Annotated in this window: 23 protein-coding genes, 2 tRNA genes and 3 pseudogenes; 19 read left to right on the top strand and 9 right to left on the bottom strand. The window is 75.6% G+C overall.

All coding sequences use genetic code 11. The features are described from left to right. Nucleotides 1–1,392, bottom strand: coding sequence for a nicotinate phosphoribosyltransferase (locus BJF88_RS03350; RefSeq protein ID WP_075827757.1), 1,392 nt, complete (start codon nt 1,390–1,392; stop codon nt 1–3). A gap of 98 nt (nt 1,393–1,490) precedes the next feature. Here BJF88_RS03350 and clpS point away from each other — a divergent pair, with 98 nt between their 5' ends. From clpS to BJF88_RS03310, 8 genes and pseudogenes are all read left to right on the top strand, one after another. Continuing rightward, entirely contained in the window at nt 1,491–1,838 is a 348-nt protein-coding gene (gene clpS, locus BJF88_RS03345; RefSeq protein WP_369824475.1) for an ATP-dependent Clp protease adapter ClpS, read from the top strand. Continuing rightward, a complete protein-coding gene (locus BJF88_RS03340; protein WP_075827798.1) occupies nt 1,835–2,518 on the top strand; it encodes a DUF2017 family protein in 684 nt (227 codons plus the stop codon). The genes clpS and BJF88_RS03340 overlap by 4 nt, the downstream gene beginning before the upstream one ends. Before the next feature lie 19 nt (nt 2,519–2,537). Next, nucleotides 2,538–3,030: pseudogene (locus tag BJF88_RS22990) on the top strand (DUF2243 domain-containing protein). Continuing rightward, nucleotides 3,027–3,926, top strand: coding sequence for a cytochrome c oxidase assembly protein (locus BJF88_RS03330; RefSeq protein ID WP_075827755.1), 900 nt, complete (start codon nt 3,027–3,029; stop codon nt 3,924–3,926). The pseudogene BJF88_RS22990 and the gene BJF88_RS03330 overlap by 4 nt, the downstream one beginning before the upstream one ends. Further along, the gene (gene murI / locus BJF88_RS03325; RefSeq protein WP_075827754.1) at nt 3,923–4,726 is read left to right on the top strand and encodes a glutamate racemase; all 804 of its coding nucleotides are present in this window, start codon (nt 3,923–3,925) and stop codon (nt 4,724–4,726) included. Before BJF88_RS03330 ends, murI begins: the two co-directional genes overlap by 4 nt. Beyond that, a complete protein-coding gene (locus BJF88_RS03320) occupies nt 4,726–5,556 on the top strand; it encodes an MBL fold metallo-hydrolase (protein ID WP_075827753.1) in 831 nt (276 codons plus the stop codon). The genes murI and BJF88_RS03320 overlap by 1 nt, the downstream gene beginning before the upstream one ends. A 39-nt stretch (nt 5,557–5,595) precedes the next feature. Then, a complete protein-coding gene (gene rph, locus BJF88_RS03315; protein WP_075827752.1) occupies nt 5,596–6,360 on the top strand; it encodes a ribonuclease PH in 765 nt (254 codons plus the stop codon). Nucleotides 6,361–6,407: 47 nt separating this feature from the next. Beyond that, nucleotides 6,408–7,078 (top strand): annotated as a pseudogene (locus BJF88_RS03310) (non-canonical purine NTP pyrophosphatase). Nucleotides 7,079–7,096: 18 nt separating this feature from the next. On the opposite strand, the gene BJF88_RS20180 reads toward BJF88_RS03310, so the two are convergent. After that, the gene (locus BJF88_RS20180; protein WP_222843917.1) at nt 7,097–7,378 is read right to left on the bottom strand and encodes a DUF3054 domain-containing protein; all 282 of its coding nucleotides are present in this window, start codon (nt 7,376–7,378) and stop codon (nt 7,097–7,099) included. Nucleotides 7,379–7,708: 330 nt separating this feature from the next. Here BJF88_RS20180 and BJF88_RS03300 point away from each other — a divergent pair, with 330 nt between their 5' ends. Continuing rightward, nucleotides 7,709–9,331, top strand: coding sequence for an ABC-F family ATP-binding cassette domain-containing protein (locus tag BJF88_RS03300; RefSeq protein WP_075827797.1), 1,623 nt, complete (start codon nt 7,709–7,711; stop codon nt 9,329–9,331). 35 nt (nt 9,332–9,366) lie between these two features. Here BJF88_RS03300 and BJF88_RS03295 read toward each other — a convergent pair whose 3' ends face one another. The 4 genes from BJF88_RS03295 to BJF88_RS03280 form a co-directional block, all read right to left on the bottom strand. Further along, nucleotides 9,367–9,936: an NUDIX hydrolase family protein gene (locus BJF88_RS03295; protein WP_075827751.1), complete on the bottom strand. Its 570-nt coding sequence runs from the start codon at nt 9,934–9,936 to the stop codon at nt 9,367–9,369. Nucleotides 9,937–9,973: 37 nt separating this feature from the next. Beyond that, on the bottom strand, nt 9,974–10,708 hold the full coding sequence (locus BJF88_RS22985; RefSeq protein WP_369824464.1) for a hypothetical protein: 735 nt from the start codon (nt 10,706–10,708) through the stop codon (nt 9,974–9,976). A 124-nt stretch (nt 10,709–10,832) separates the two neighbouring features. Further along, the gene (locus BJF88_RS22980) at nt 10,833–11,636 is read right to left on the bottom strand and encodes a pyridoxal-dependent decarboxylase (protein WP_075827749.1); all 804 of its coding nucleotides are present in this window, start codon (nt 11,634–11,636) and stop codon (nt 10,833–10,835) included. Beyond that, a complete protein-coding gene (locus tag BJF88_RS03280) occupies nt 11,633–13,087 on the bottom strand; it encodes an MFS transporter (RefSeq protein WP_369824463.1) in 1,455 nt (484 codons plus the stop codon). Before BJF88_RS03280 ends, BJF88_RS22980 begins: the two co-directional genes overlap by 4 nt. 99 nt (nt 13,088–13,186) lie before the next feature. Between BJF88_RS03280 and trxA the strand changes: the two genes are divergently transcribed. Continuing rightward, the gene (gene trxA, locus BJF88_RS03275) at nt 13,187–13,570 is read left to right on the top strand and encodes a thioredoxin (protein WP_075827748.1); all 384 of its coding nucleotides are present in this window, start codon (nt 13,187–13,189) and stop codon (nt 13,568–13,570) included. An 87-nt stretch (nt 13,571–13,657) separates the two neighbouring features. On the opposite strand, the gene BJF88_RS03270 is transcribed toward trxA, so the two are convergent. Next, a tRNA-Leu gene (locus BJF88_RS03270) sits at nt 13,658–13,739 on the bottom strand. 31 nt (nt 13,740–13,770) lie between these two features. Beyond that, nucleotides 13,771–14,247: a thioredoxin-dependent thiol peroxidase gene (gene bcp, locus BJF88_RS03265; protein ID WP_075827747.1), complete on the bottom strand. Its 477-nt coding sequence runs from the start codon at nt 14,245–14,247 to the stop codon at nt 13,771–13,773. Between the two features lie 135 nt (nt 14,248–14,382). On the opposite strand from bcp, the gene BJF88_RS03260 reads away from it, so the two are divergent. From BJF88_RS03260 to BJF88_RS03250, 3 genes are all read left to right on the top strand, one after another. After that, on the top strand, nt 14,383–14,679 hold the full coding sequence (locus BJF88_RS03260) for a co-chaperone GroES (RefSeq protein ID WP_083648836.1): 297 nt from the start codon (nt 14,383–14,385) through the stop codon (nt 14,677–14,679). Between the two features lie 107 nt (nt 14,680–14,786). After that, nucleotides 14,787–14,859, top strand: a tRNA-Lys gene (locus BJF88_RS03255). Nucleotides 14,860–15,116: 257 nt separating this feature from the next. Beyond that, complete coding sequence (locus tag BJF88_RS03250; protein ID WP_075827746.1) at nt 15,117–16,178, top strand: hypothetical protein; 1,062 nt, start codon at nt 15,117–15,119, stop codon at nt 16,176–16,178. On the opposite strand, the gene BJF88_RS03245 is transcribed toward BJF88_RS03250, so the two are convergent. Next, the gene (locus BJF88_RS03245) at nt 16,171–16,500 is read right to left on the bottom strand and encodes a hypothetical protein (RefSeq protein ID WP_075827745.1); all 330 of its coding nucleotides are present in this window, start codon (nt 16,498–16,500) and stop codon (nt 16,171–16,173) included. The two genes, BJF88_RS03250 and BJF88_RS03245, sit on opposite strands and share 8 nt — an antisense overlap. 170 nt (nt 16,501–16,670) lie before the next feature. On the opposite strand from BJF88_RS03245, the gene BJF88_RS03235 reads away from it, so the two are divergent. The 6 genes and pseudogenes from BJF88_RS03235 to BJF88_RS03210 all read left to right on the top strand — a co-directional run bounded on the left by BJF88_RS03235 (nt 16,671) and on the right by BJF88_RS03210 (nt 22,439). Next, nucleotides 16,671–18,215 (top strand): metallophosphoesterase, encoded by a 1,545-nt coding sequence (locus tag BJF88_RS03235; RefSeq protein WP_075827743.1) that lies wholly within the window; start codon nt 16,671–16,673, stop codon nt 18,213–18,215. An 89-nt stretch (nt 18,216–18,304) separates the two neighbouring features. After that, nucleotides 18,305–18,487 (top strand): hypothetical protein, encoded by a 183-nt coding sequence (locus BJF88_RS03230; protein ID WP_075827742.1) that lies wholly within the window; start codon nt 18,305–18,307, stop codon nt 18,485–18,487. After that, nucleotides 18,484–18,912 (top strand): hypothetical protein, encoded by a 429-nt coding sequence (locus BJF88_RS03225; protein ID WP_075827741.1) that lies wholly within the window; start codon nt 18,484–18,486, stop codon nt 18,910–18,912. Before BJF88_RS03230 ends, BJF88_RS03225 begins: the two co-directional genes overlap by 4 nt. Nucleotides 18,913–19,015: 103 nt before the next feature. After that, nucleotides 19,016–19,816 carry a tRNA (guanosine(46)-N7)-methyltransferase TrmB gene (gene trmB / locus BJF88_RS03220; protein ID WP_075827740.1) on the top strand — a complete coding sequence of 267 codons (801 nt, stop codon included), beginning with the start codon at nt 19,016–19,018 and terminating at the stop codon, nt 19,814–19,816. 56 nt (nt 19,817–19,872) lie between these two features. Then, a pseudogene (locus BJF88_RS03215) lies at nt 19,873–21,443 on the top strand (NAD(P)/FAD-dependent oxidoreductase). 69 nt (nt 21,444–21,512) lie between these two features. Next, nucleotides 21,513–22,439 (top strand): RimK family alpha-L-glutamate ligase, encoded by a 927-nt coding sequence (locus BJF88_RS03210; protein WP_075827739.1) that lies wholly within the window; start codon nt 21,513–21,515, stop codon nt 22,437–22,439. Nucleotides 22,440–22,866 lie beyond the last annotated feature (427 nt).

Below are 22,866 nucleotides of genomic sequence, written 5' to 3'. Positions count from 1 at the left end.
TCAGACCAGCGTGCGGACGGTCGTCGGGATCGCCGGGTCCCCGGCGGACAGGCGGCGCGCGCCGCGCGGCAGCTCCGCGCGGGCGTCGCGGTGGCGCTCGGTCGCGTTCTCCACGCCGTACGACCCGACCCACCGCGAGTCCACCGCGCCGTCCACGACGAGCGGCACCTGGAGCGGGCGCACGTCGCCCGGCTCGCGCTCGGGGTCCCAGTCGCGCACGGCGAGGTCCGGTCCGGTGACGAGCAGCTCCTCCACGGCGCGGCCGTCCTCGTCGTAGCGACGCGCGGCGGCCTTGCGCCCGCCGGCGCTCGTCTTCGCGGTCGACGCCTTCGCGACCGGCTCGAGCATGCCGGAGCCGTTCGAGCGCGCGACGAGCTTGTAGACCATGCCGCACGTGGGGGCGCCCGAGCCGGTGACGAGCGACGTCCCGACGCCGTAGGAGTCGACGGGCGCCGCGGCGAGCGCGGCGATCGCGTACTCGTCGAGGTCGGACGTCACCGTGATGCGGGTGTCGCGCGCGCCGAGCGCGTCGAGCTGGCGCCGCACCTCGACCGCCAGGCCCCCCAGGTCCCCGGAGTCGAGGCGCACGGCGCCGAGGCCCGGCCCGGCCGCGCGCACGGCGTTCTCCACGCCACGGCGCACGTCGTAGGTGTCGACGAGCAGGGTGGTCCCGGGCCCCTGCGAGGCGACCTGCGACGCGAACGCCGACTCCTCGTCGTCGTGCAGGAGCGTGAAAGCGTGGGCCGCGGTGCCGATCGTGGGCAGGCCGTAGCGGCGTCCGGCCTCGAGGTTGGACGTCCCGGCGAAACCGGCGACGACGGCGGCGCGCGCCGCGGCGACGGCGGCCTGCTCGTTCGCGCGCCGTGCGCCCATCTCGAGGCAGGGTCTCTCGACCGCCGCGCTCGTCATGCGCGAGGCCGCGGACGCGATCGCCGAGTCGTAGTTGAGGATCGACAGCACGAGCGTCTCGAGCACGACGGCCTCGGCGAACGTCCCCTCCACGAGCATCACGGGGGACTGCGGGAAGAACACCTCGCCCTCGGCGTACCCGCTGATCGAGCCGGTGAACCGGTAGTCCGCGAGGTACTCCAGGGTGCGCTCGCCCACGACGGCGTTGTCGTGGAGCCAGTCGAGCTCGTGGGAGGAGAAGCGGAACGAGGGCAGCGCCTCGAGCACGCGGCCCGTCCCCGCGAGCACCCCGTACCGGCGCCCCGCCGGCAGGCGACGCGTGAAGACCTCGAAGAGGCAGTGCCGGTGCGCGGTGCCGTCGGCGAGCGCCGCCTCGAGCATCGTCAGCTCGTAGCGGTCGGTGAGGAGTGCGGTCGACGCGGGCGGGGCGAGGTCGCTCGCCGGCCCCGCGGGACGTCTGAGCGAGATGGCGTCGATCGTCATCGGCAGGGCGGCGCTGCCTGGTGGGGGAGGCTCATGCGACAAACCTAGGGCAGGTCGGCGCACCGCGTGCTGCCGACGAGCGCGCAGATGCGGTGCAAATACAGTGGTGGCGTGAGTCCTCCCCCGCCCTCGTGCGTGCTGCCCGTCCGCGGGCGTCCGTCACGGTCCCCGACGAGGCGACGCGCGCCGACCTCGACGTCGCGACCGAGCCGCCGTGGGTGACCCTCGTCTGGAACGACCCCGTCAACCTCATGAGCTACGTCGCGTACGTGTTCGAGTCCTACTTCGGGTACCCGCCCCCGCGGGCGAACGAGCTGATGCTGCAGGTCCACCACGAGGGCCGCGCGGTCGTCTCGACGGGGGACCGCGAGCGGATGGAGGTCGACGTGCAGGCGATGCACTCGTACGGGCTGTGGGCCACGATGCAGCGGAGCGACGCCTCGTGAGGCCGTTCCGCCCCGAGCCGCTCGGATACGTCGCGGAGCTGGAGCCGTCCGAGCGGATCGTCCTCGCGCAGGTGGCGGGCGACGTCGCGCAGATGCTCCAGGACGAGGTGGGCGACCGCGCCGTCGCCCCGGCGGACCCGCCGGAGCCGAGGGGCGGCGTCGACGGCGCCTGGACGCCGCCCGGGTGGACGGGGCCGCCGCCGACGCCCGGTGACGCGGCCGAGGGCGCGCCCGCCGACCCGGCGGTCCGGCGGCTGCTGCCCGACGCGTCCGACGACACGGACGTCGCCGCGGAGTTCCGGCGCTTCACGCAGGGCGACCTCGCGGCGGAGAAGATCGGCCGGCTGGTGCTCCTCGGCCAGATGCTCGTCGACGGCGAGCCGGCGTCGGCGGCACCGTTCGTGGTCCCGCGCGACACGGCACGCCGGGTCGCGGGCGCGCTGACGGACGTGCGCCTCGTCCTCGCCGAGCGCCTGGACCTGCGGACCGACGCCCAGGTCGAGGGGCTGTACGACGAGCTGGACTCGGAGGGCGAGGACGGGCCGCAGGGCGACGTCGACGGCGGCGCGGCGCGCCGGTTCCTCGTGAGCGTCTTCCTGCTGACGGGCCTGCTGCAGGAGTCCCTCGTCGACGGGATGCTGGCGGACCTGCGGGCGGGGCACGGGGACACCCGAGCCTGACCGCTCGGGCAGGGAGGTGATGAGCATGGTGGACGCTCCTGCGGTCGAGGACGTCCGTGCGGCGCGCCGCGGGTCCCTGCTCTCGGCGGCGATGATCGGGGTGGGCCTGATGGCGGCGGTCGACGAGATCGTCTTCCACCAGCTCCTGGCGTGGCACCACTTCTACGACGGCTCGACGGGTGACGTGGCGCTCCTGTCCGACGGCCTGCTGCACGCCGCGGAGCTCGTGCTCGTCGTCGGGGGTTCTTCTGGTTCGCGGACCTGCGGCGCGTCGGGTGCTGGTGCCGCGGTCCGCGTGGGCGGGGGCGTTCCTCGGCGCCGGAGGGTTCCAGCTCTTCGACGGCGTCGTGAACCACAAGGTGCTCGGGCTGCACGAGGTCCGCTACGGCGTCGAGATCCTGCCGTACGACCTCGTCTGGAACGGGGCGGGGCTCGTGCTGGTGGCCGTGGGCGTCGTGCTGGCCGTGCGTGCGCGGGGGGCGGCCGTGGAGCCCGCGCCGCCGCACGCATGAACGTCGCGGCCCACGGGCACGACCCGGTGGCGCACGGGGCGGTACCGGACGTCGTGGGCTGGCTCGTGCCCGTCGTCGTCCTCGCGGTGCTCGTGGGGGCGTACCTGGCGCTCGCGGCCCGCCGCGAACGGGCCACGGGCCGGCGGTGGGGCCGCGGGCGGACCGCGTCCTGGGTGGCCGGCGCGACGCTCCTCGCGCTCGCCGTCTCGCCGCCGGTCGCCACCCTCGCGCACGGGGACGCGCGTGGCCACATGGTCCAGCACCTGCTGCTGGGCATGTACGCACCGCTCGGGCTCGTGCTCGCGGCGCCCGTCACGCTCCTGCTGGGCGCGTGCTCGACGGCGGGCCGGCGTCGCGTCACCGCCGTCCTCGGGAGCGTCCCGGTGCGCGTGCTCACCCACCCCGTGGTGGCCGGCGTGGTCGACATGGGCGGCCTCTACGCGCTGTACCTCACCGGCCTGTACGCGGCGAGCACGGCCAGCACGCCGCTGCACGTCCTGGTGGGGGCGCACTTCGTGCTCGCGGGCACGTCGTTCACGTGGGCGGTCGCCGGCCGCGACCCGGCGCCGCACCGCGCCGGCCTGCGCGTGCGCGTCGGCGCGCTCGTCCTCGCCGCGGGCGCGCACGCGTACCTCGCGAAGCTGCTCTACGCGCGGGCGCCGACCTCCCTCCGGGCAACGGCGGCACGGGTGCCGAGATCGAGCAGGCGGCGCTGTGGATGTCCTACGGCGGCGACGTCGCCGAGATCGCGCTGGCCGTCGCGCTGTTCGCCCGCTGGTACGGCGCGCGGGCGCGGGCGGACCGGCGCCGCGCACGGCGTGTGGGGGCTGCCACAGCGTGACGCCGGCCGCACGGGCGGTCGTGCGGGGTCGCCCGCACTAGGCTCGGGCGGGTGAACGACGCTCCCATCGGCATCTTCGACTCGGGCGTGGGTGGCCTGACGGTGGCACGCTCGGTCCTCGACCAGCTGCCGAACGAGTCCCTGCTGTACATCGGGGACACCGCGAACGGCCCGTACGGCCCCAAGCCGCTCGCCGCCGTGCGCGCGATGGCGCTCTCGATCATGGACCAGCTGGTCGACGACGGCGTGAAGATGCTCGTCATCGCGTGCAACTCGGCGTCGTCCGCGGTGCTGCGCGACGCGCGCGAGCGGTACACGCAGCGTCACGGCCTGCCCGTGGTGGAGGTGATCCTGCCCGCCGCGCGGCGTGCCGTCGCGGCGACGCGCAACGGCCGCGTCGGGGTCATCGGCACCCGCGCGACGGTCACCTCCCGCGCCTACGACGACGCGTTCGCCGTCACGCCCGGGCTGACCGTGACGTCGCAGGCGTGCCCGGAGTTCGTGCGGCTCGTGGAGGCGGGCGTGACGTCGGGGCCGGAGGTGCTGTCGGTCGCGCGCGAGTACCTCGACCCGGTGCGCGACGCCGGGGTGGACACCCTCGTGCTGGGCTGCACGCACTACCCGCTGCTGACGGGGGCGATCTCCTACGTGATGGGCGAGGAGGTCACGCTCGTGTCGAGCGCGGAGGAGACGGCGAAGGACGTGTACCGCACGCTCGTCGCGCACGACCTCGAGCGCGCGCGCGACGCCGGGCCGCCGCAGCACCGCTTCCTCGCCACGGGGAGCGTCGAGCCGTTCGACCACCTCGCCCGCCGCTTCCTCGGTCCCGAGGTCCTCAGCGTGGAGGCCGCCTGATGCGCCTCGTGACGGTGGGCTGCTCCGGGTCGTTCGCGGGACCGGACTCGCCCGCGTCCTGCTACCTCGTCCAGGTGCCCGCCGCCGAGGCCGCCGCGGCCGGGTTCGCGGCCCGCGACTGGAGCGTCGTGCTCGACCTCGGCAACGGGGCGCTCGGGGCGCTGCAGCGGTTCGTCGACCCGCTCGACGTCGACGCCCTCGCGCTGTCCCACCTGCACCCCGACCACTTCGTCGACGTGTGCGGGCTCTACGTGTACCTGCGCTACCACCCGGTCCGCGGCTCGAGCCGCACGGGCGTGCCCTCGCGGCTCCCGGTGCTCGGGCCGTCGGGCACGGCGCGCCGGATCGAGGAGGCGTACGGCTCCGAGCCCGGTGACGGGCTCGGCGGCGAGCTCGACGTGCGCCCGTGGGAGCCGGGCGCGCCGGTCCGGGTCGGGCCGATGACCCTCGAGCCCTTCCGGGTGTTCCACCCGGTGGAGGCGTACGGGGTGCGGGTCACGGGACCGTCGGGCGTGCGGCCGGGGGAGCGGGCCGTGCTCGCCTACACCGGCGACACGGACGTGTGCGACGGCGTCGTCGAGCTCGCGCGCGACGCCGACCTGCTGCTGTCCGAGGCGGCGTTCCACGAGGGACGCGACGACGGGGTCGAGCGCGGCATCCACCTCACCGGCCGCCGCGCGGGCGAGGTCGCGACGGCCGCGGACGCACGTCGCCTCGTGCTCACGCACCTGCCCGCCTGGAACGACCCCGAGCGCTCGCGTGCGGAGGCGCGCGAGACCTACCCGGGGCCCGTGGACGTCGCGACGACGGGCGCGGTCTTCGAGGTCTGACGACCGCGGGCCCGGGACGGCGGTCGGTAGGGTGACCGCATGACCACTGCTCCTGCCGCCGGCACGTCGGCCGCGCGCGCCGACGGCCGCGCACCCGACCAGCTCCGCCCCGTGACGATCACCCGCGACTGGCTCGACCAGGCCGAGGGGTCCGTGCTCGTCGAGTTCGGCCGCACCCGCGTGCTGTGCGCGGCGTCGTTCACCGAGGGCGTGCCGCGCTGGCGCAAGGGCTCCGGCGAGGGCTGGGTCACCGCCGAGTACGCGATGCTCCCGCGCGCGACGAACGAGCGCAGCCAGCGCGAGTCGGTCAAGGGCAAGATCGGCGGCCGCACGCACGAGATCTCGCGCCTGATCGGCCGCTCGCTGCGCGCGATCATCGACGTCTCGGCGCTCGGGGAGAACACCATCGTCCTCGACTGCGACGTGCTCCAGGCCGACGGCGGCACGCGCACCGCCGCCATCACGGGCGCCTACGTCGCGCTCGCCGACGCCGTCGCGTGGGGCCAGTGCCACGGGCACGTGAAGTCCGGCGGCAGGCCCGTGCTCACCGACTCCGTCGCCGCGGTGAGCGTGGGCATCGTCGACGGCGTGCCGATGCTCGACCTGCCGTACGTCGAGGACGTGCGCGCCGAGACGGACATGAACGTCGTCGTCACCGGGTCCGGGTCGTTCGTCGAGGTGCAGGGCACCGCCGAGCACGCGCCGTTCGACCGCGCCGAGCTCGACGCGCTGCTCGACCTCGCCGTCGCCGGCACGGCCGAGCTCACCGCGGTCCAGCGCGCCGCGCTCGGGGCGGGGGCGTGAGCAGCGGGTCCGGCGCGGAGCCCGGCGCGGCGTCCGCCCAGGTACAGGTGCCCGAGGGCGCCCGGCTCGTCCTCGCGACGCACAACCGCGGCAAGCTCGCCGAGCTGCGCGCCATCCTCGCCGCCGAGCTCGACGCGCACCCGGGGCTCGACCTCGCGCCGGAGGCGGTCGTCAGCTCCGGGGACGTCGGGCCCCGGAGCCGGTCGAGGACGGCGTGACGTTCGCCGAGAACGCGCTCGTCAAGGCGCGTGCGCTCGTGACCGCGACGGGGCTGCCCGCCGTGGCGGACGACTCGGGGCTCGCGGTCGACGTGCTGGGCGGCGCGCCCGGCATCTTCAGCGCCCGGTGGGCGGGGCGGCACGGCGACGACGCCGCGAACCTCGAGCTGCTGCTCGCGCAGCTGCGCGACGTGCGCGCCGAGCACCGCAGGGCCCGCTTCGTGTGCGCCGCGGCGCTCGTCACCCCCGACGGGCACGAGGTGGTGCGCACGGGGGAGATGCGCGGCACGCTCCTCACGGCGCCGCGCGGCGAGAACGGGTTCGGCTACGACCCGGTCCTCGAACCGGACGAGCAGCCCGCGGTCGCGGGTGCCGACGCGACGGCGCCGCGGCGCTCCGCGGCGGAGCTCGACCCGGCCGAGAAGAACGCGATCAGCCACCGTGGGACGGCGTTCCGCGCGCTCGCCCCCGAGATCGTGTCGGCCCTGGCACCGCGGTAGGCCCGGGCCCGGGCGCGGTCAGCGACCGGAGAGCTCTCGCGCACGGCGACGGCGGTCGGCGGGGCGCAGCACCTCCACGAGCGCCACGACGCCGCGCCAGCCGAGCAGCGTCACGCCGAGCACGCCGAACGAGACGAGCTGGAACGCCGGGGCCACGCCCTGCCCGGTGAGCACGCGCAGCAGCACGCCGAGCGCCCACGCGCAGCCCCAGACGACGACGCCGGTGGGCCACATCCGCCAGGGCCGCCGCCACGCCCGGGTGACCAGCCAGCCGACGAGCGCGCCCGCGCGAAGGGCCACGCCACGTACAGCAGCCGTGGCAGCCCTTCGCCGGGCGTGTGCGCGGCGAGGCCGCCGGTCGCGAGCAGGAGCACGCACGCGACGTCGGCCAGCGCGGCGAGGACGACCAGCCCGGCGCGCGGACGACCCGCCCCGGGCAGAGGCGAGGACGCGGCGGAGGGCGCTGTGCTCATGCCTCGACGGTACCCGCGAGATCGGCCCGCCGGGCGCGGCGCCGTCCTCCGGGAGGGTCGACACGGGCACGCACGGGTCGATCTCGCGGCCGGCGGCGGCGTCGCCTCCCTCGATGCGGCCCGCCCGCCCCGGCCGGGTACACCTAGGGTGGTCCCCGTGCACCTCGCCGCCGACGACCTCGCGTTCTCCTACCCGGGGCGCCCCGTCCTCGACGGCGTGAGCGTCCGCGTCGCCGACGGCACGCGCCTCGGCGTGGTCGGCGAGAACGGGACGGGCAAGTCGACGCTGCTGCACGTCCTGTCGGGCGACCTCGCGCCGAGCCGCGGCGAGGTCCGGCGCGCGGGCGAGCTCGCCGTCGTCGAGCAGGAGCTCACGGTCGTGCCCGGGCAGACGGTGGGCGACCTCGTCCGGGCGACGCTCTCCGGGGTGCGTGCCGTCGCCGCCCGGCTCGACGCGGTCGCGCGGGACTTCGACCACGAGAGCGGTGACCTCACCGAGCTGTCGGACGTGCTCGCGCACGCCGAGCACCTCGCGGCGTGGGACGCCGACCGGCGGGTCGACGTCGCGCTGTCCCGCCTGGGGGCGTGCCGCGACCACGCGCGCGACCTCGCGACCCTGTCGGTGGGGGAGCGCTACCGGGTGCGCCTCGCGTGCCGCCTCGCCGAGCGCACCGAGCTGCTCCTGCTGGACGAGCCGACCAACCACCTCGACGTGAGCGGCATCGACTTCCTCACGGGCGAGCTCGTCGCGTGGCGCGGCGGCGTCGTCATGGTCACGCACGACCGTCAGCTCCTCGACGACGTCGCGACCGAGATCCTCGACCTCGACCCCTCGATGGACGGGCGGCCGGTCCTGTACGGCCAGCCCGGGTACCTCGCGTACCGGTTCGCGAAGAACCAGGCGCTGCACCGCTGGCGCCAGCGCTACCGGGCCGAGCGCAAGCGCGCCGAGAAGCTCGCCGAGGTGCTCGACGCGTCGTACGAGGGCCTGTCCGACGAGTGGCGCCCGCCCAAGGGCAGCGAGAAGCACCGCCGCGCCACCCGCGCGCGGATCCACGTCAAGGCCGCCGACCGCATGATCCAGCGGCTCGAGGCGGAGGCCGTCGAGGTGCCCGTCCCCCCGCTGCAGCTCGCGTTCCCCGAGCTGCCCGCGATGTCGCCGGGGTTCGACCCCGCCGAACCGGTCGTCGAGCTGCGCAGCCCGCGGGTCGACGCGCGGCTGGATCTGCCCGGGACGCGCATCGCGGTGCCGCCGTCCGGGCGGCTCCTGGTCACGGGCCCCAACGGCAGCGGGAAGTCGACGTTCCTCGCCGCGCTCGCCGGTCTGGCTCCTCTCGACCGGGGCACGCGCTCGGTGGTCGACGGCGCGCGGCTCGGCGTCGTCGCGCAGGAGGGCCCCGAGCTGCCGCCCGGCGCGGAGGAGCGCACGGGGTTCGACGAGTACGCGCACGAGGCGCTCGACCTGCTCGGGGCGGGCCGGCTCGACCCGGACCACCTCGTGCCGGTCGCGTTCCTGGGCCTGCTCGCCGAGGAGGACCTCGAGCGGCCGCTGCGCGAGCTGTCGGCGGGCCAGCGCCGCCGGTTCGACCTCGCCCGGGCGCTGCTCGCCGCCCCGCACCTGCTCGTGCTCGACGAGCCGACCAACCACCTGTCGATCGACCTCGTGGACGAGCTCACGCAGGCGCTGCGCGTCACGCCGGCCGCGGTCGTGGTCGCGACGCACGACCGCCGCATGCGCGAGGACCTCGAGGACTGGCCGCGCCTGGAGCTCCCCGGCTGAGCCACGGGGTGGTGCTCAGGGCGATCCGACGACGCTCAGGGCAGCCGGCCGACGTGCGCCATCGCCTGGCGCAGGAGCACGCCCTGCCCGCCGTGCATCTCCGCCTGGACCGCCTCCTCGCACGCCTGCTCGGGGGTGAGCCACGCGAGCTCCAGGGCGTTCTGCTGCGGGCGGCAGTCGCCCGCCACGGGGACCACGTAGGCGAGGGAGACCGCGTGCTGACGGGCGTCGTGGTAGGAGGTGATGCCCGGTGTCGGGAAGTACTCCGCCACGGTGAACGGCTGCGGGGAGGCGGGCACGCGAGGGAGCGCGACGGGGCCGAGGTCCTTCTCGATGTGCCGCAGCAGCGCGTCGCGGATCCGCTCGTGGTACATGACGCGCCCCGAGACGAGCGCGCGCGTCATCATCCCGTCGGGCGCGACGCGCAGCAGGAGCCCGACGGCCACGACGTCGCCCGAGTCGTCGACCCGCACCGGCACGGCGTCGACGTACACCAGCGGGAGCTGGGACCGGGCGACCGCGATCTCCTCGGGGGTGAGCCACCCGGCGGGCCGGGGGTTGTCGTGCGAGAAGTCGTCCGGCGGGAAGTCGGCGGTGTCGGTCACCCGACTGTTCTACCCCGCGGGGAGCGGGGGAGCGAGTTCATCGAGGGCGTGCCGCACCGACAGGCTGGTCGACCGGCCGGTCCGCCGTCCCGGCGACGGGCTCGGCGACCGGCTCGGCCACCCGGGCGAGGAGCTCGACGAGCAGGCGCTCGGCCGCGGCCGCGGGCAGGGACTCCATGATCGCCATGAGCGGCGCCATCCGGCTGGGCACGACCGAGCCGGCCGAGCCGTCCTCCGGCGCACCGAGCACGGCGCGCAGCGCCGCCCACACGTCGTCGGAGGACGGTGCCGATCCGCCCGCCAGGCCGGTGAGCGCGCCGAGGACCGCCGACGTGTCGGGGCGCGTCGCGCCGCGCACCTCGTCCGCGCCCTCGACGAGCGCGGCGACGAGGGCGTCGACGCGGGTCTCGGTGACGGGCGTGACGGTCAGGTGCGTCGTGTGGGGCAGGCGCGTGCCGTCGTCCTGCGCGAGCCCGGGCTGGGGCTGCAGCACCCAGCCGCGGGAGCGGACGGCGTCGGCCCACAGGTGGGGGTCGACGCGCCGGGACGGCGCGACGTCCTCGTCCGTGGTCACCGCGAGCAGCGGCCCGGCGGGCGCGCCGACCACCCGCAGGCCCTCGATCCCGTCCACCGCGTCGCGCAGCGCACGCGTCGCGCGGACGCAGCGCGCGGTCAGCGCCGTGTACCCGTCGACGCCCAGCGCCTGCGCCACCGCCCACGCCGCGGCGAGCGGCGCGGCCGACCGCGAGCCCGACACCCCGGAGTTGACCACCGGGTAGCCCGGCCACCCCGTGGTGGCGAAGAACTGGTGCCGCTGCCGGTCGCGACCCCGTACGAGGAGGACCGACGCGCCTTCGGGGCGTAGCCGTACTTGTGCACGTCCGCCGAGATGCTCGTCACGCCCGGCACGGCGAAGTCGAACGCCGGCACCGCGGCACCACCCGCCGGCTCCCAGAACGGCAGCACCCACCCGCCGACGCACGCGTCGACGTGCACGGGCACGCCACGCTCCGCGGCCGCCGCGGCGACCTCGGCCACCGGGTCCACGACGCCGTGCGGGTACGACGGCGCGGACACCACGACCAGCGCGACGTCCCCGGCTGCGCCCCCGCCCGTGCCGCCGCCGTCGTTCGCTCCGGGACGGTCGAGCTCGGCCACGAGGTCCGCCGCGGCGGGGACGCCGTCGACGGGTCCACCGGCACGAGCGTGAGCTCGAGCCCGAGGTACTGCGCCGCCTTGCGGAACGCCGCGTGCGCGCTCACCGGCGCGACCAGCCGGGGACGGACCCCGGGGCGGCGTGCGGCGAGCTCGTCGCGCGCCGCCTTCACCGCGAGCAGGCAGCTCTCCGTCCCGCCCGACGTGACGGACCCGACGACCGTGCCCGGCCCGTGCGCCGGGCCGTGCAGCACCTCGCGCGCGAACGCGACCAGCTCGCGCTCCATGACGGCGACCGACGTGAAGGTCGTCGGGTCCAGCCCGTTCACCGGCAGCACCGCCTGTGCGGCGGCGCTCGCCAGCTCGTCGAGCTCGGCGAGGCCCGGGTCGTAGACGTAGGAGAGCACGCGGCCCCCGTGCGTCGGGGCGTCGGCGGCGCGCAGCTCCGCGAGGCGTTCGAGGATGCCCTCGGTGCGCACCGGGACGGCGTCGGGCGGGGCGGGCGGACCCGCGGTCTCGGCGGCCGGTCGGTGCGGGGTGGTCATGCAGCAGCTCCGTCGTGATCGTGCGGCAGCTTCGTCGCGGTGCCGTCGATGTCCCCCCTGCGCAGACCGTACCTCACGAGCGGGACGAGGCTGAGCAGCACCAGCGCGGCCGGGACCACGGAGAACGACAGCGCGATGGCGTCGACGGCGCTCGCGGGCTGCGCGGCGGTCTCCCCGGCTCGCGTCGAGACGTACCCGGTCGCGGCGAGGACGACGGACAGGATCGCGGGCCCGAGGGCCATACCGGCGGTCTCGCCGGCCGTCCAGATGCCGCTGAACGTCCCGCCGTGCCCGTCGCCGTGGGACCGGGCGTCGTGCGCGATGACGTCGGGCAGCATCGCGAGGGGCAGCGCCTGCATGCCCGCGTACGCGACGCCGGCGAGCGCCGTCGGCACGTAGACCCACGCGCCGGGGACCCACGCGAGCGGGACCATGCCGAGCGTCGCCACGGCGAACAGCACGGTCGCGACGACGAAGCCGCGCTCCTTGCCGTCCCGCCGCGCGAGGCGCGTCCACAGGGGCATGCACGCGAGCGCCGGCGCGATGAGCGCGGCGAACAGGAGACTGACCGCGGCCTCGTCCCGGAGCACGTGCCGGGCGACGTACGCGGCGCCGGCGAGCATCAGCCCGGTCGCGAGCGCCTGGAGCACGAACGCGGCGAGCAGCGTCCGGAAGGGCCGAGACCGGCGCAGGGCCGCGACGGTCTCGCGCACGGCGGTCAGCCAGGCAGCCCGGGCGGTGGGGGCGGGGACCGCAGCGGTCCCGACGGCGGTGGCGTGACCGCCGCGGGGCGCGATGCGCGCGGTGACGAGCATGCCCGCGCCGAGCAGCACGCCGCAGACCGCGCCCATGAGGAGGTACCCCGACAGCGAGTCCCCCTCGCCGCGCAGCACGGGGCCGCCGGCGCCGAACAGCAGGATCGCCGTCGCGAGGGCGGCGACCCGCCAGGCGAGCAGACGCGTGCGGCCGTCGTACGACAGGCCGAGCTCGGCGGGCAGCGCGATGTAGGGCACCTGGAAGAGGCTGAAGGCGGTCGCGGCCAGGAGGAACGCGACGAGCACCCAGAGCGCGGCGGCGGTCGGTCCCGCCGCGGCCGGGACCGCGAAGGTCAGGGCGAACAGCACGGGCAGGGCGAGCGCGCCGACCGTCATGAACCGGCGGCGGGACCCGGTGCGGGCGAGGTCCCGGTCGGAGGCGTACCCGATGAACGGGTCGACGAGGACGTCCCACACCTTGGCGCCCGTGACGATGAGGCCGGCGACGGCGGCGGGGACGGCGAGCGCGTCGGTGAGGAAGACGAGGAGCACGAGACCGGGCAGGGTGCCGAACCCGCCCGTGCCGACGGATCCGGCGGCGTACCCGGCGATCGTGCGGGCGTCGGGTCGGCGGGCCGGGCCGTGCGGCGTGGAGAGCTCGTCGCGGGGGTCCGGGGCACCGGTGGCGTGCGTCACAGCGACAGCGTAGGGGGCGGGGCGGCCGCCGACGGGGAATACTCGCTCCTCCGCCGTTGCTTCACCCATCGGACGACGACATCTTCGGAAGGACCCCCCATGGCCACGCAGACCCTCACCGAGACGACCTTCGAGCAGACGATCAAGGACAACGACATCGTCCTGGTCGACTTCTGGGCGGACTGGTGCGGCCCGTGCAAGATGTTCGCGCCGGTGTTCGAGGCGTCGTCGGAGGAGAACCCCGACGTCGTGCACGCCAAGATCGACACCGAGGCGGAGCGCGGCCTGGCCGCCGCCGCCAACATCACGTCGATCCCGACGCTCATGGCGTTCCGCGAGGGGATCCTCGTCTTCTCGCAGCCGGGCGCGCTCCCCGCGCCGGCGCTCAAGCAGGTCGTCGACGCCGTCAAGGGCCTCGACATGGAGGACGTGCGACGCCAGATCGCCGCCGCGGACGACGGGGCGCCCGCGCAGGAGGCCTGAGCCCCGCGGCTCGACCGGCCGGACCACGGCCGCGCGACGACGGACGGCCCGTCACCCTCCCGGGTGGTGGGCCGTCCGCGTGCGACGTGCGCGAGGCGGGACTCGAACCCGCACGTCCGAGGACACCAGGACCTAAACCTGGCGCGGCTGCCAGTTACGCCACTCGCGCGCGGCGGCCAGTCTACGGCGGGCCCGGACGGCTACCGGGGGTCGATCCCCAGGTCGCGGCGCAGCTTGGCCACGTGGCCCGTCGCCCGGACGTTGTACTGCGCGAGCTCGACGGTGCCCTCGGCGTCCACGACGACCGTGGAGCGGACCACGCCCACCACGGTCCTGCCGTAGTTCTTCTTCTCGCCCCACGCGCCGTACGCCTCGAGGACCTTCTTCTCCCCGTCGGACACGAGCGGGAAGGTCAGCTGCTCGGCCTCGGCGAACGCCGCGAGCTTCTCGACCGGGTCGGGCGAGACGCCCACGACGGTGTACCCGGCTCCCTGCAGCGAGGCGAGGCTGTCGCGGAAGTCGCACGCCTGCGTGGTGCAGCCCGGCGTCCCGGCAGCCGGGTAGAAGTAGACGACGACGCGCTGACCGCGCAGGTCCGACAGCGTGACGGTGCTGCCGTCGGCGGCGGGCAGGGTGAAGTCGGGTGCGGTGTCGCCGACGGCGAGGCGCGTGGCCATGGGTCTCCTTCGGAGCGCGGAGGGGTGTGCCCTCCGAGGGTAGGCGACCCGGGTAGCGTGGGCGTCGTGAGCAAGACGTCGTCCACCTCCCCGCGTCCCGCGTCCGTCGACCGCCGTGCCGACCTGCCCGTGCGCATGCTGCACGACCGGCTGCTCGTCGACCCGGAGGTCGACGCGAGCGAGCGCCAGAGCTCCGCGGGCCTCGTCATCCCGGCGACGGCGGCCGGACCCAAGCGGCTCGCGTGGGCGGTCGTGGTGGCGGCGGGGGAGCACGTGCGGCAGGTCGCCGTGGGCGACCGCGTGCTGTTCGACCCGGACGAACGGGCCGAGGTCGAGCTCGGCGGCAAGGACCTGGTGCTGCTGCGCGAGCGCGACGTGCACGCCGTGTCGCAGGACGTCGACGAGAGCGGCCCGACGGGGCTGTACCTGTAGCCGGGGCGGGGCGACCGCGGTGATCTGTCCTGTCGTGCACGTCACAGGCCCAGGGGGTCGACACGATTTCCGGCGGCCGTCAGCAGGCTGCTAGTGTTTCTTCTCGCGCGCCATTAGCTCAACTGGCAGAGCAGCTGACTCTTAATCAGCGGGTTCGGGGTTCGAGTCCCTGATGGCGCACCTCCGCCGGATCCCGGCGTACGACGGCCGTCCACCCCATCGGGTGGGCGGCGTCGTCGTTCCCGCGGGTCGTCCTCGCGGGTCGTCGACCCCGACGCCGCGTCCGGCCGACATGCGACCGTCGCCGGTCGTTCCGCCCGCGTTCGTCCCGTCTCGCCCGGTCGTTCACCCGTGCCCGGAAGGGTCCAGGCGGGTGCGGTCGCCCCGGGTGACGGAGGTCGCCGTGCCCTTCCTGTCGACGACGAAAGGACACGACGATGCACGCCCACGTGCACACGGCCCCGCCCCGGAGGAGACGCCGCGCGGTCGCCGCCGCGCTCGGCGCCACCCTCGCCGCCGGAGCGCTCGCCCCGGTCACGACCGGGGCGGTCCTGGCCCCGCCGAGCGCCGCCGCGGCGACGACGAGCGGGCCCGAGGAGCCCAGCGGCACCCCGGTGCTCCGCCCGACGACGGGGACCTACCTCGACGGCACGACGACCGTGGAGGCCCTGCCGGTGATGGCGGGCGACCGGGTCGCGGAGCTCGCGGTCGACGGGGAGCCGCTCGCGGCGACGCCGACGCCGGCGACCGCGCGCCTGCTGTTCGACGTCGGCAGCAACTCGATCGAGGCGCGCTACGGCAGCTACGTGCTCGTCAACGGCGAGCGCGTCGACCTCGACCGCGACATGGTGTCCGAGCGGGTCGCGCTCGACGTCCCGGCCGACTGGCTGGTGCAGGGCGCCAACGACGTGCGGTTCGTCGTCGGCACCTTCCCGACCTCGTGCGGTGACAACTACGACGACTACGACGTCACCGAGGTCTCGCTCGAGCTGCTCGGCGAGGTCGCCGACGGCTCCGCCAACAGCTTCTCGTACGCGTTCGGCGACGGCTCGTGCGGCACGAACACCGCCCGCGTCCAGAGCGCGGACCTGGAGTTCGACCTCACCCAGGACCCGTCGGCGACCACCGGACTCACCGCCGAGCTCGACACGACGACGCTCGAGAACGGTGCGCACACCCTCACCGCGACCACCGCGGCCGGCCTCGCCGCGACGAGCGCCGTCACGGTGAACAACTCCGCCCCCGGGCGCCCGCGATCACCCCGGCCGACGGTGCGCTCCTCAACGGGGCGCAGACGGTCCTCGCGTCGCCCCCCGCGGGCGGCGACGCGCCGACGGGGATCGCCGTCGACGGCACCGCGCTCGCCACGACCGAGACGCTCGGCGCCGGGACGTCGGCGTTCGTCTTCACCGTGGGCTCGAACTCCATCGAGGCGCGCTACGTCAACCACCTGCTCGTCAACGGCCAGCGGATCGACCTCGTCGACCGCGACTACGTGAGCGAGACGGTGCGGGTCGACGTGCCCAACGCCTTCCTCGTCCCGGGCCGGAACACGATCACGTTCGTGGCCGGCACGTTCCCCACGTCGTGCGGGGACAACCGCGACGACTTCGCGATCTCGGGCATCGGGCTCGAGCCGAGCCACGGCACGGCGACGCCCGTGGGGATCGCCCCGTCGTACTCGATGGGTGACGGGAACTGCGGCTCGAGCGCGAAGCCGACCGAGGTCGACCTGCCGTTCGACGTCGTCCTCGGCGCGGACGCCCGGCGCGCGGCCTGCGCGCGGACCTCGACACCGCGACGCTGGCCGACGGCGACCACGAGATCACGTCCGCGACGGCCGCGGGGCGACCGCACGCCGGACGATCACGACCGACAACTCGGGCCCGGCCATCGCGTCCAGCACGCCCGCGGCGGGCGACGAGCTCGCGACGGCCACGAGCCTCGCGGTCGAGCTCGCCGACGCCTCGGGCGTCCTCGACGGGCCGTCCGTGACGCTCGACGGCGCGGAGCTCGCGCCCGGGGACGCGGTCGGTCCCGGGCTCGCCCCCGGCGAGCACGCGCTCGTCGTCACCGCGACCGACGTGCTCGGCAACAGCAGCACGCACGAGGTGGTCTTCACGAGCCTCGGCATCCCCGACGTCCCGACCGGGCTGACGCCCGCCACGGGGACGACCGGCATCGAGGGTGCGGTCGAGCTCGGGGCCCGCGTCGCCGTCCCGGGCGGCGGCGACGTCACGGCGACGTTCTCGCGCGCCGAGATCGCCGCCCCGGTCCTCGCCGCGCAGGGCGAGACCGCCGCGGTCCCGTCGGGCACGCTGCACGTGGAGGGCGAGCAGCCCGCCGCGGTCGACGCGCTCGTGCCGGGCGACGACGCCACGCTCGACTCGGCGGCGTCGCGCGACGTCGCCTACCAGCGGTTCGAGATCCCCGCCGACGGCGACGCGTCCGGCCAGGTCGTGCGCTGGGACGGCGTCGTCGACCCGCAGCGCCTCGCCACCCTCCACGTGTGGGACGGCTCCGCCTGGGAGCCGCTCGCGTCCGCGCGCGGCGCCGTGGAGGGCGCCACGGAGCTCAGCGCGGTGCTCGGCGACGAGCACGCCCACGACGGCACGGTCCACGTGCTCGTCACGGGCACCGACCCGTTCGCCGACGACATCGGCGCCGGCGGCTCGCGCGAGGAGACCGACTTCGCGCCCGGCGAGGCGTACGACTTCTCGCTCGTGCACCTCACCGACACGCAGTACCTGTCGGAGGGCGCCGTCGAGCAGGAGACCCCCGAGGAGCGCGCCGTGTGGGCCAAGGCCTACACGGACGTCGCGCAGTGGGTCGTCGACAACGCCGAGGACCGCAGGATCGCCTACATGGCCCACACCGGCGACGTCAACGAGAACTACACGCGCGTCCCCGCGGACGACGCGATGGCGGCGCAGATCCGCGGCGAGTACGAGTTCTCCTCGGCCGCGCAGCAGATCGTCGACGACGCGGGCATCCCCAACGGCGTGCTCGCGGGCAACCACGACAACCTCACGGGCCAGGACAACGGCGCCGGGGCGCTCTTCAACGAGTTCTACGGGCCCTCCCGGTACGAGGCGCTCTCCGCGGGTTGGGAGGACGCGTCCTACGGGGGCCCGTGGCGCGAGGGCGACAACCAGAACCACTACGACCTGTTCACGGCGGGCGGCCTCGACTTCGTCGCCGTGTACCTGTCCTACGGCGTGACGGACGAGGAGGCGGCCTGGGCCGACGGCGTGCTCGAGCAGTTCGCGGACCGCAACGCGATCGTCCTCACGCACGACTACCTCGTGCCCAGCCCGAACCCGGACGGCCGCGGGTCGGAGATCTCCACGCCCGACGGCCGGCTCGTGCACGCCAAGGTCGTGGAGCCGAACGAGAACGTGTTCCTCGTCCTCGCCGGGCACCGGCACGGCGTGGGCATCAACGTCCGCCAGGACGTCGGCACGCAGGGCAGCGGCGTCGTCGAGCTCCTCGCGGACTACCAGTCTACGAGATCACGGCCGAGGAGGCGGGCCTGACGGAGATCGGCGGGTACGAGCCCGGGCAAGGTCTGCGCCTCGGGGCGAGCTTCTTCCGCCTGCTGCAGTTCGACGTCGACCGCTCCGAGATGATCGTCGACACCTACTCGCCGTGGCTGGAGAACTTCGGCGCGACGGAGTACGACGACGAGGGGCGCTACGACGGCCGCGAGGACGACTTCACCGTCCCGGTGGACCTCACGAGCCGCACGACGACGCTCTCGACCGACGCGTCTCGATCTTCTCCCCGGCGGAGGAGATCGGTGCGGTGACCGTGCCCTCGGGCGAGGTCGCGACGGTCACGTGGGACGGCCTCGAGCCGGGCACCCGCCACGCGTGGTCGGTCACGGCGACGAGCGCGGACGGCGGTCGGACGGTCTCGCCCGTGCAGTCGTTCACGACGGCGCCCGCACCCGACGGCCTCGTCGTGTCGGCCGTGGCCCGCGCCCAGTGCATGGCGGGCTCGGCGTACGTCGCCGTGCGCGCGACCAACGACGACACCGTCCCGGTGGACGTCACGCTCGAGACGCCGTTCGGGTCGCGCACCGTGACGGGCGTCGAGCCAGGCCGTTCCGCGTACCAGGCGTTCCCGGTGCGCTCGGCCGGCGTGGACGCGGGCAGCGCCCGCGTCACGGCGAGCGGCGACCGCCGGTCCGCGGAGGCCGACGTCGCGTTCGACGCGATCGGCTGCGGCTGACCGCGGGAGCCGCACCGCGCACCGCGGTCTCCTGACGACGGCGGCCCGCACGTCCCCGACCGGACGTGCGGGCCGTCGCCGTCTCCGGCCGTACCCTGGTCCGGTGCCCGAGCCGACCCCCGCCCCGACGACCGACCGGTCGACCGACAGCCCGGCGCCCGACGCTCCCGCGCGCCGCTACCGCACCCAACCGGTCTCGTTCGTGCGGCGCAGCGGACGCCTCGGCGCGCGCCAGCAGCGCGCGTGGGACGCCCACGGCGACCGCTACGTCCTCGACGTCCCGCGCGACGTCGCACGCACGTCGGTCGACCCGTCGTTCGTGCTCGACGCGGGCGAGCTCTTCGGCCGGTCGGCGCGGCTCGTCGTCGAGATCGGCTCCGGGCAGGGCGAGGCCGTGGTCGCCGCCGCGGAGGCGGACCGGGAGACCGACTTCCTCGCGGTCGAGGTCTACACGCCCGGGCTCGCGCAGACCGTCCTGCGGGCCGCCCAGCGCGACCTGACCAACCTGCGGCTCGTCCAGGCCAACGCGGCCGAGCTGCTCGCCACCACGCTCCCGGCCAGCACCGTGGACGAGCTGTGGGTGTTCTTCCCCGACCCGTGGCACAAGTCCCGCCATCACAAGCGCCGCCTCGTGACGGCGTCGTTCGCGGAGCTCGCCGCACGGGTCCTGCGGGCGCCCGCGGACGGCTCGCCCGGCGGCACGCTGCGGCTCGCGACGGACTGGGCGGAGTACGCCGACCAGATGGTCGACGTGCTGGAGGCCGCGCCGGGGCTGCGCAACGCCCACGGCCCGCGTGCGGTGGCGCCCCGGTTCGACGGTCGCGTCCTCACCGGGTTCGAGCGCAAGGGCACCGCCGCCGGCCGGTCGATCACCGACCTGGAGTACGTGCGCGTCCGGCCCTGAGCCCGCCGCGGCGCGGTCGGGGGGCGCTCGACGCGCCGGACCGTCACGATGGGTGCATGACGACGGACATCCCGACCGGCAACCCGACCTCTCCCGACACCGACCCCGGACCCGGGGCCGACACGACCTTCGACGTGATCGTCCTCGGCGGCGGGCCCGTGGGCGAGAACGTCGCCGACCGGGCCGGGCGCACCGGTCTGCGCGTGGCGCTCGTCGAGGCCGAGCTCGTCGGCGGGGAGTGCTCCTACTGGGCGTGCATCCCGTCCAAGACGCTGCTGCGGCCCGGTGCGGTGCGTGCCGAGGCCGCGGGCGTCCCCGGCGTGCGCGCGGACGACGACCTCGACGTGCCCGCCGTGCTCGCCCGGCGCGACGCCATGGTCTCCGACTGGGACGACGCGGGGCAGGTGCAGTGGGTCGAGGGCGCCGGCATCACGCTCGTGCGCGGGCTCGGCCGGCTCGTCGGCCCGAAGCGCGTCGAGGTGGTCGCCGAGGACGCCGACGCCGACGTCGACGACCTGCCGCGCTCGCGGGTCGTCGAGGCCCGCCACGCGGTCGTCGTCGCGACCGGCAGCGTCCCCGTCCTGCCGGACGTGCCGGGCCTCGCCGAGGTGAACCCGTGGACGAGCCGCGAGGCGACGGGTGTGGAGGACGTGCCGGAGAGCCTCGCGATCGTCGGCGGCGGCGTCGTCGCGTGCGAGATGGCGTTCGCCCTGAGCGACCTCGGTGCGCGGGTCACCGTGCTCGCGCGCGGGGGCCTGCTCGAGCGCACCGAGCCGTGGGCGGGCGAGGCCGTCGCGGCCTCGCTGCGCGAGCACGGCGTCGACGTCCGGCTCGGCGTGAGCGCGAGCAAGGTCGAGCCCCTGCCCGACGGCGGTGCGCGCCTCGCGCTCGAGGCGAGCGGCAGGGGCGGCGACGAGGACCCGGACCTCGCCCCCGTCGAGGTCGCTCGCGTCCTCGTGGCCACCGGCCGGGTGCCCCGCACGCAGGACCTCGGCGTCGAGCGTTCGGGCTCGAGCCCGGACGCGGGCTCGAGGTCGACGACACGATGCTCGTGCGCGGCGTCGAGGGCGGGTGGCTGTACGCGGCCGGCGACGTGACCGGGCGCGTCGCGACCACGCACCAGGGCAAGTACCAGGGCCGCGTGGCGGGCGACGTGGTCGCTGCCCGCTTCGGCGGCGACACGCCCGGTGCACCCACCACGGGTGACGCCGTCCCGGCGGCGGGCCAGGAGCCGCGGCCGTGGACGCGCTACGCCGCGACCGCCGACCACGTCGCGTCGCCGCAGGTCGTGTTCACGCGTCCCGAGGTCGCCGCCGTCGGGCACACCGAGCGCACCGCGCGCGACGCCGGCATCGACGTCCGGGTCGTGCGGTACGACCTCGCGAACGTGTCCGGCTCCGCGGTGCGCGCGACCGACTACGCGGGCACCGCCCAGGTCGTCGTCGACGCCGCCCGCGAGGTCGTCGTCGGTGCGACCTTCGTGGGACCCGACGCCGCGGAGATGCTGCACGCCGCGACGATCGCCGTCGTCGGCGAGGTGCCGCTCGGGCGGCTCTGGCACGCCGTGCCCTCCTACCCGACGGTGAGCGAGGTGTGGCTGCGGTTCCTCGAGGAGTACGGGCTGTGACGCGGGCCGTGACGCGGCACGCCGCCGTTCGCCCGTCACGCGCCCCGGCGTTCCCCTAGGCTCGGGCGGGTGACGACCCCGACACCCTCCCCGCGAGTCGCGCTCGCGACCTGCTCCGTCCTGCCGCAGCTCGACCCCGACGACGCCCCGCTCGTCGGGGCGCTCGAGGCGCGTGGCGTCGCCGCCGAGATCGCCGTCTGGGACGACCCCGACGTCGACTGGGACGCCTACGACGCCGTCGTCGTGCGCTCGACGTGGGACTACTCCGCCCGTCGCGACGAGTACGTCGCGTGGGCGTCGCGCGTGCCGCGCCTGCTCAACACGGGGCGCGTGCTGCGCTGGAACACCGACAAGGGCTACCTGCGCGAGCTCGAGTCGGCCGGCGTGCCCGTCATCCCGACCCTGTGGCTCGACCCGGAGCGCAACCTGTCGTCGCGCGCCATCCACACGCGCCTGCCCGCGCAGGGCGACTTCGTCATCAAGCCCGTGGTGAGCGCCGGCGCGAAGGACACCGGCCGCTACCAGCCCGGCGAGGCGCACTCGCGCGGTCTCGCGATCCAGCACGCGAAGAACCTGCTCGCGTCCGGGCGCGAGGTCATGGTCCAGCCCTACGTGACGAGCGTCGACACCGCGGGGGAGGCGCGCCTCGTCTTCGTCGACGGCGAGCTGTCGCACGTCGTGCGGAACAACGCGCACCTCACGGGCCCGCACCACCCGACGCGCGGGCTGTACCCGCAGGAGCGAATGTCCGCCGTCGACGCGACGGACGAGCAGGTCGAGGTGGCGCGCCGCACGCTCCAGGTCGCGGCGGACGCCGTCGCCGACGGCGACGTGTCGAGCTTCCTCTACGCCCGCGTCGACCTCGTGGCCACCAACGACGGTCGCCCCGTCGTCATCGAGCTCGAGCTCACCGAGCCCTCGCTGTTCCTCGCCCTGGCCCCCGGCGCGCTCGACCGCTTCGCCGGCGCCATCGCAGCGCGGGTGCGCTCCGCCTAGACACCGTGGGCGCGTCCGGCGCGGTCCGGGGCGTCGGTTGACGTCCGGCGCGGTCCGGGGCCGACGACGACGGGTCTACCACCCGCGGCCCTCGTCCCTCGGGCCGCTCCCGCCAGACCCGCCACGACCCGTCGTCGTCGGCCCCTGCCCGCACCTCGTCGGCCAGGTCACCTCAGGCGTCACGGCGCCGTCGTCGCTGGAGCCGACCGTGCTCGGGGGAGTCCGGGGTGGTGACGCGAGCGCGAGGTGGTCGGGGCGGGTGGGGTGCGAAGGGCGTCAGAGCCGCGCGCGCGAACGGGACGGGCAGGACCGGGGCGACGGCGCGGCAGCCCGAGCGCGCCACCCGCCCCGACCGCCGGAGGCGACCGGCGGCCCGGACACGAACGCGCCCGGCCGCCGAGAAGGCGACCGGGCGACGGTGAGAGCC

This window comes from Cellulosimicrobium sp. CUA-896 (assembly GCF_001942335.1).
Taxonomy (GTDB): Bacteria; Actinomycetota; Actinomycetes; order Actinomycetales; family Cellulomonadaceae; genus Cellulosimicrobium.
Note: the sequence above shows the minus strand (reverse complement) of the source record. Positions and strands in the feature narration are given on the sequence as shown.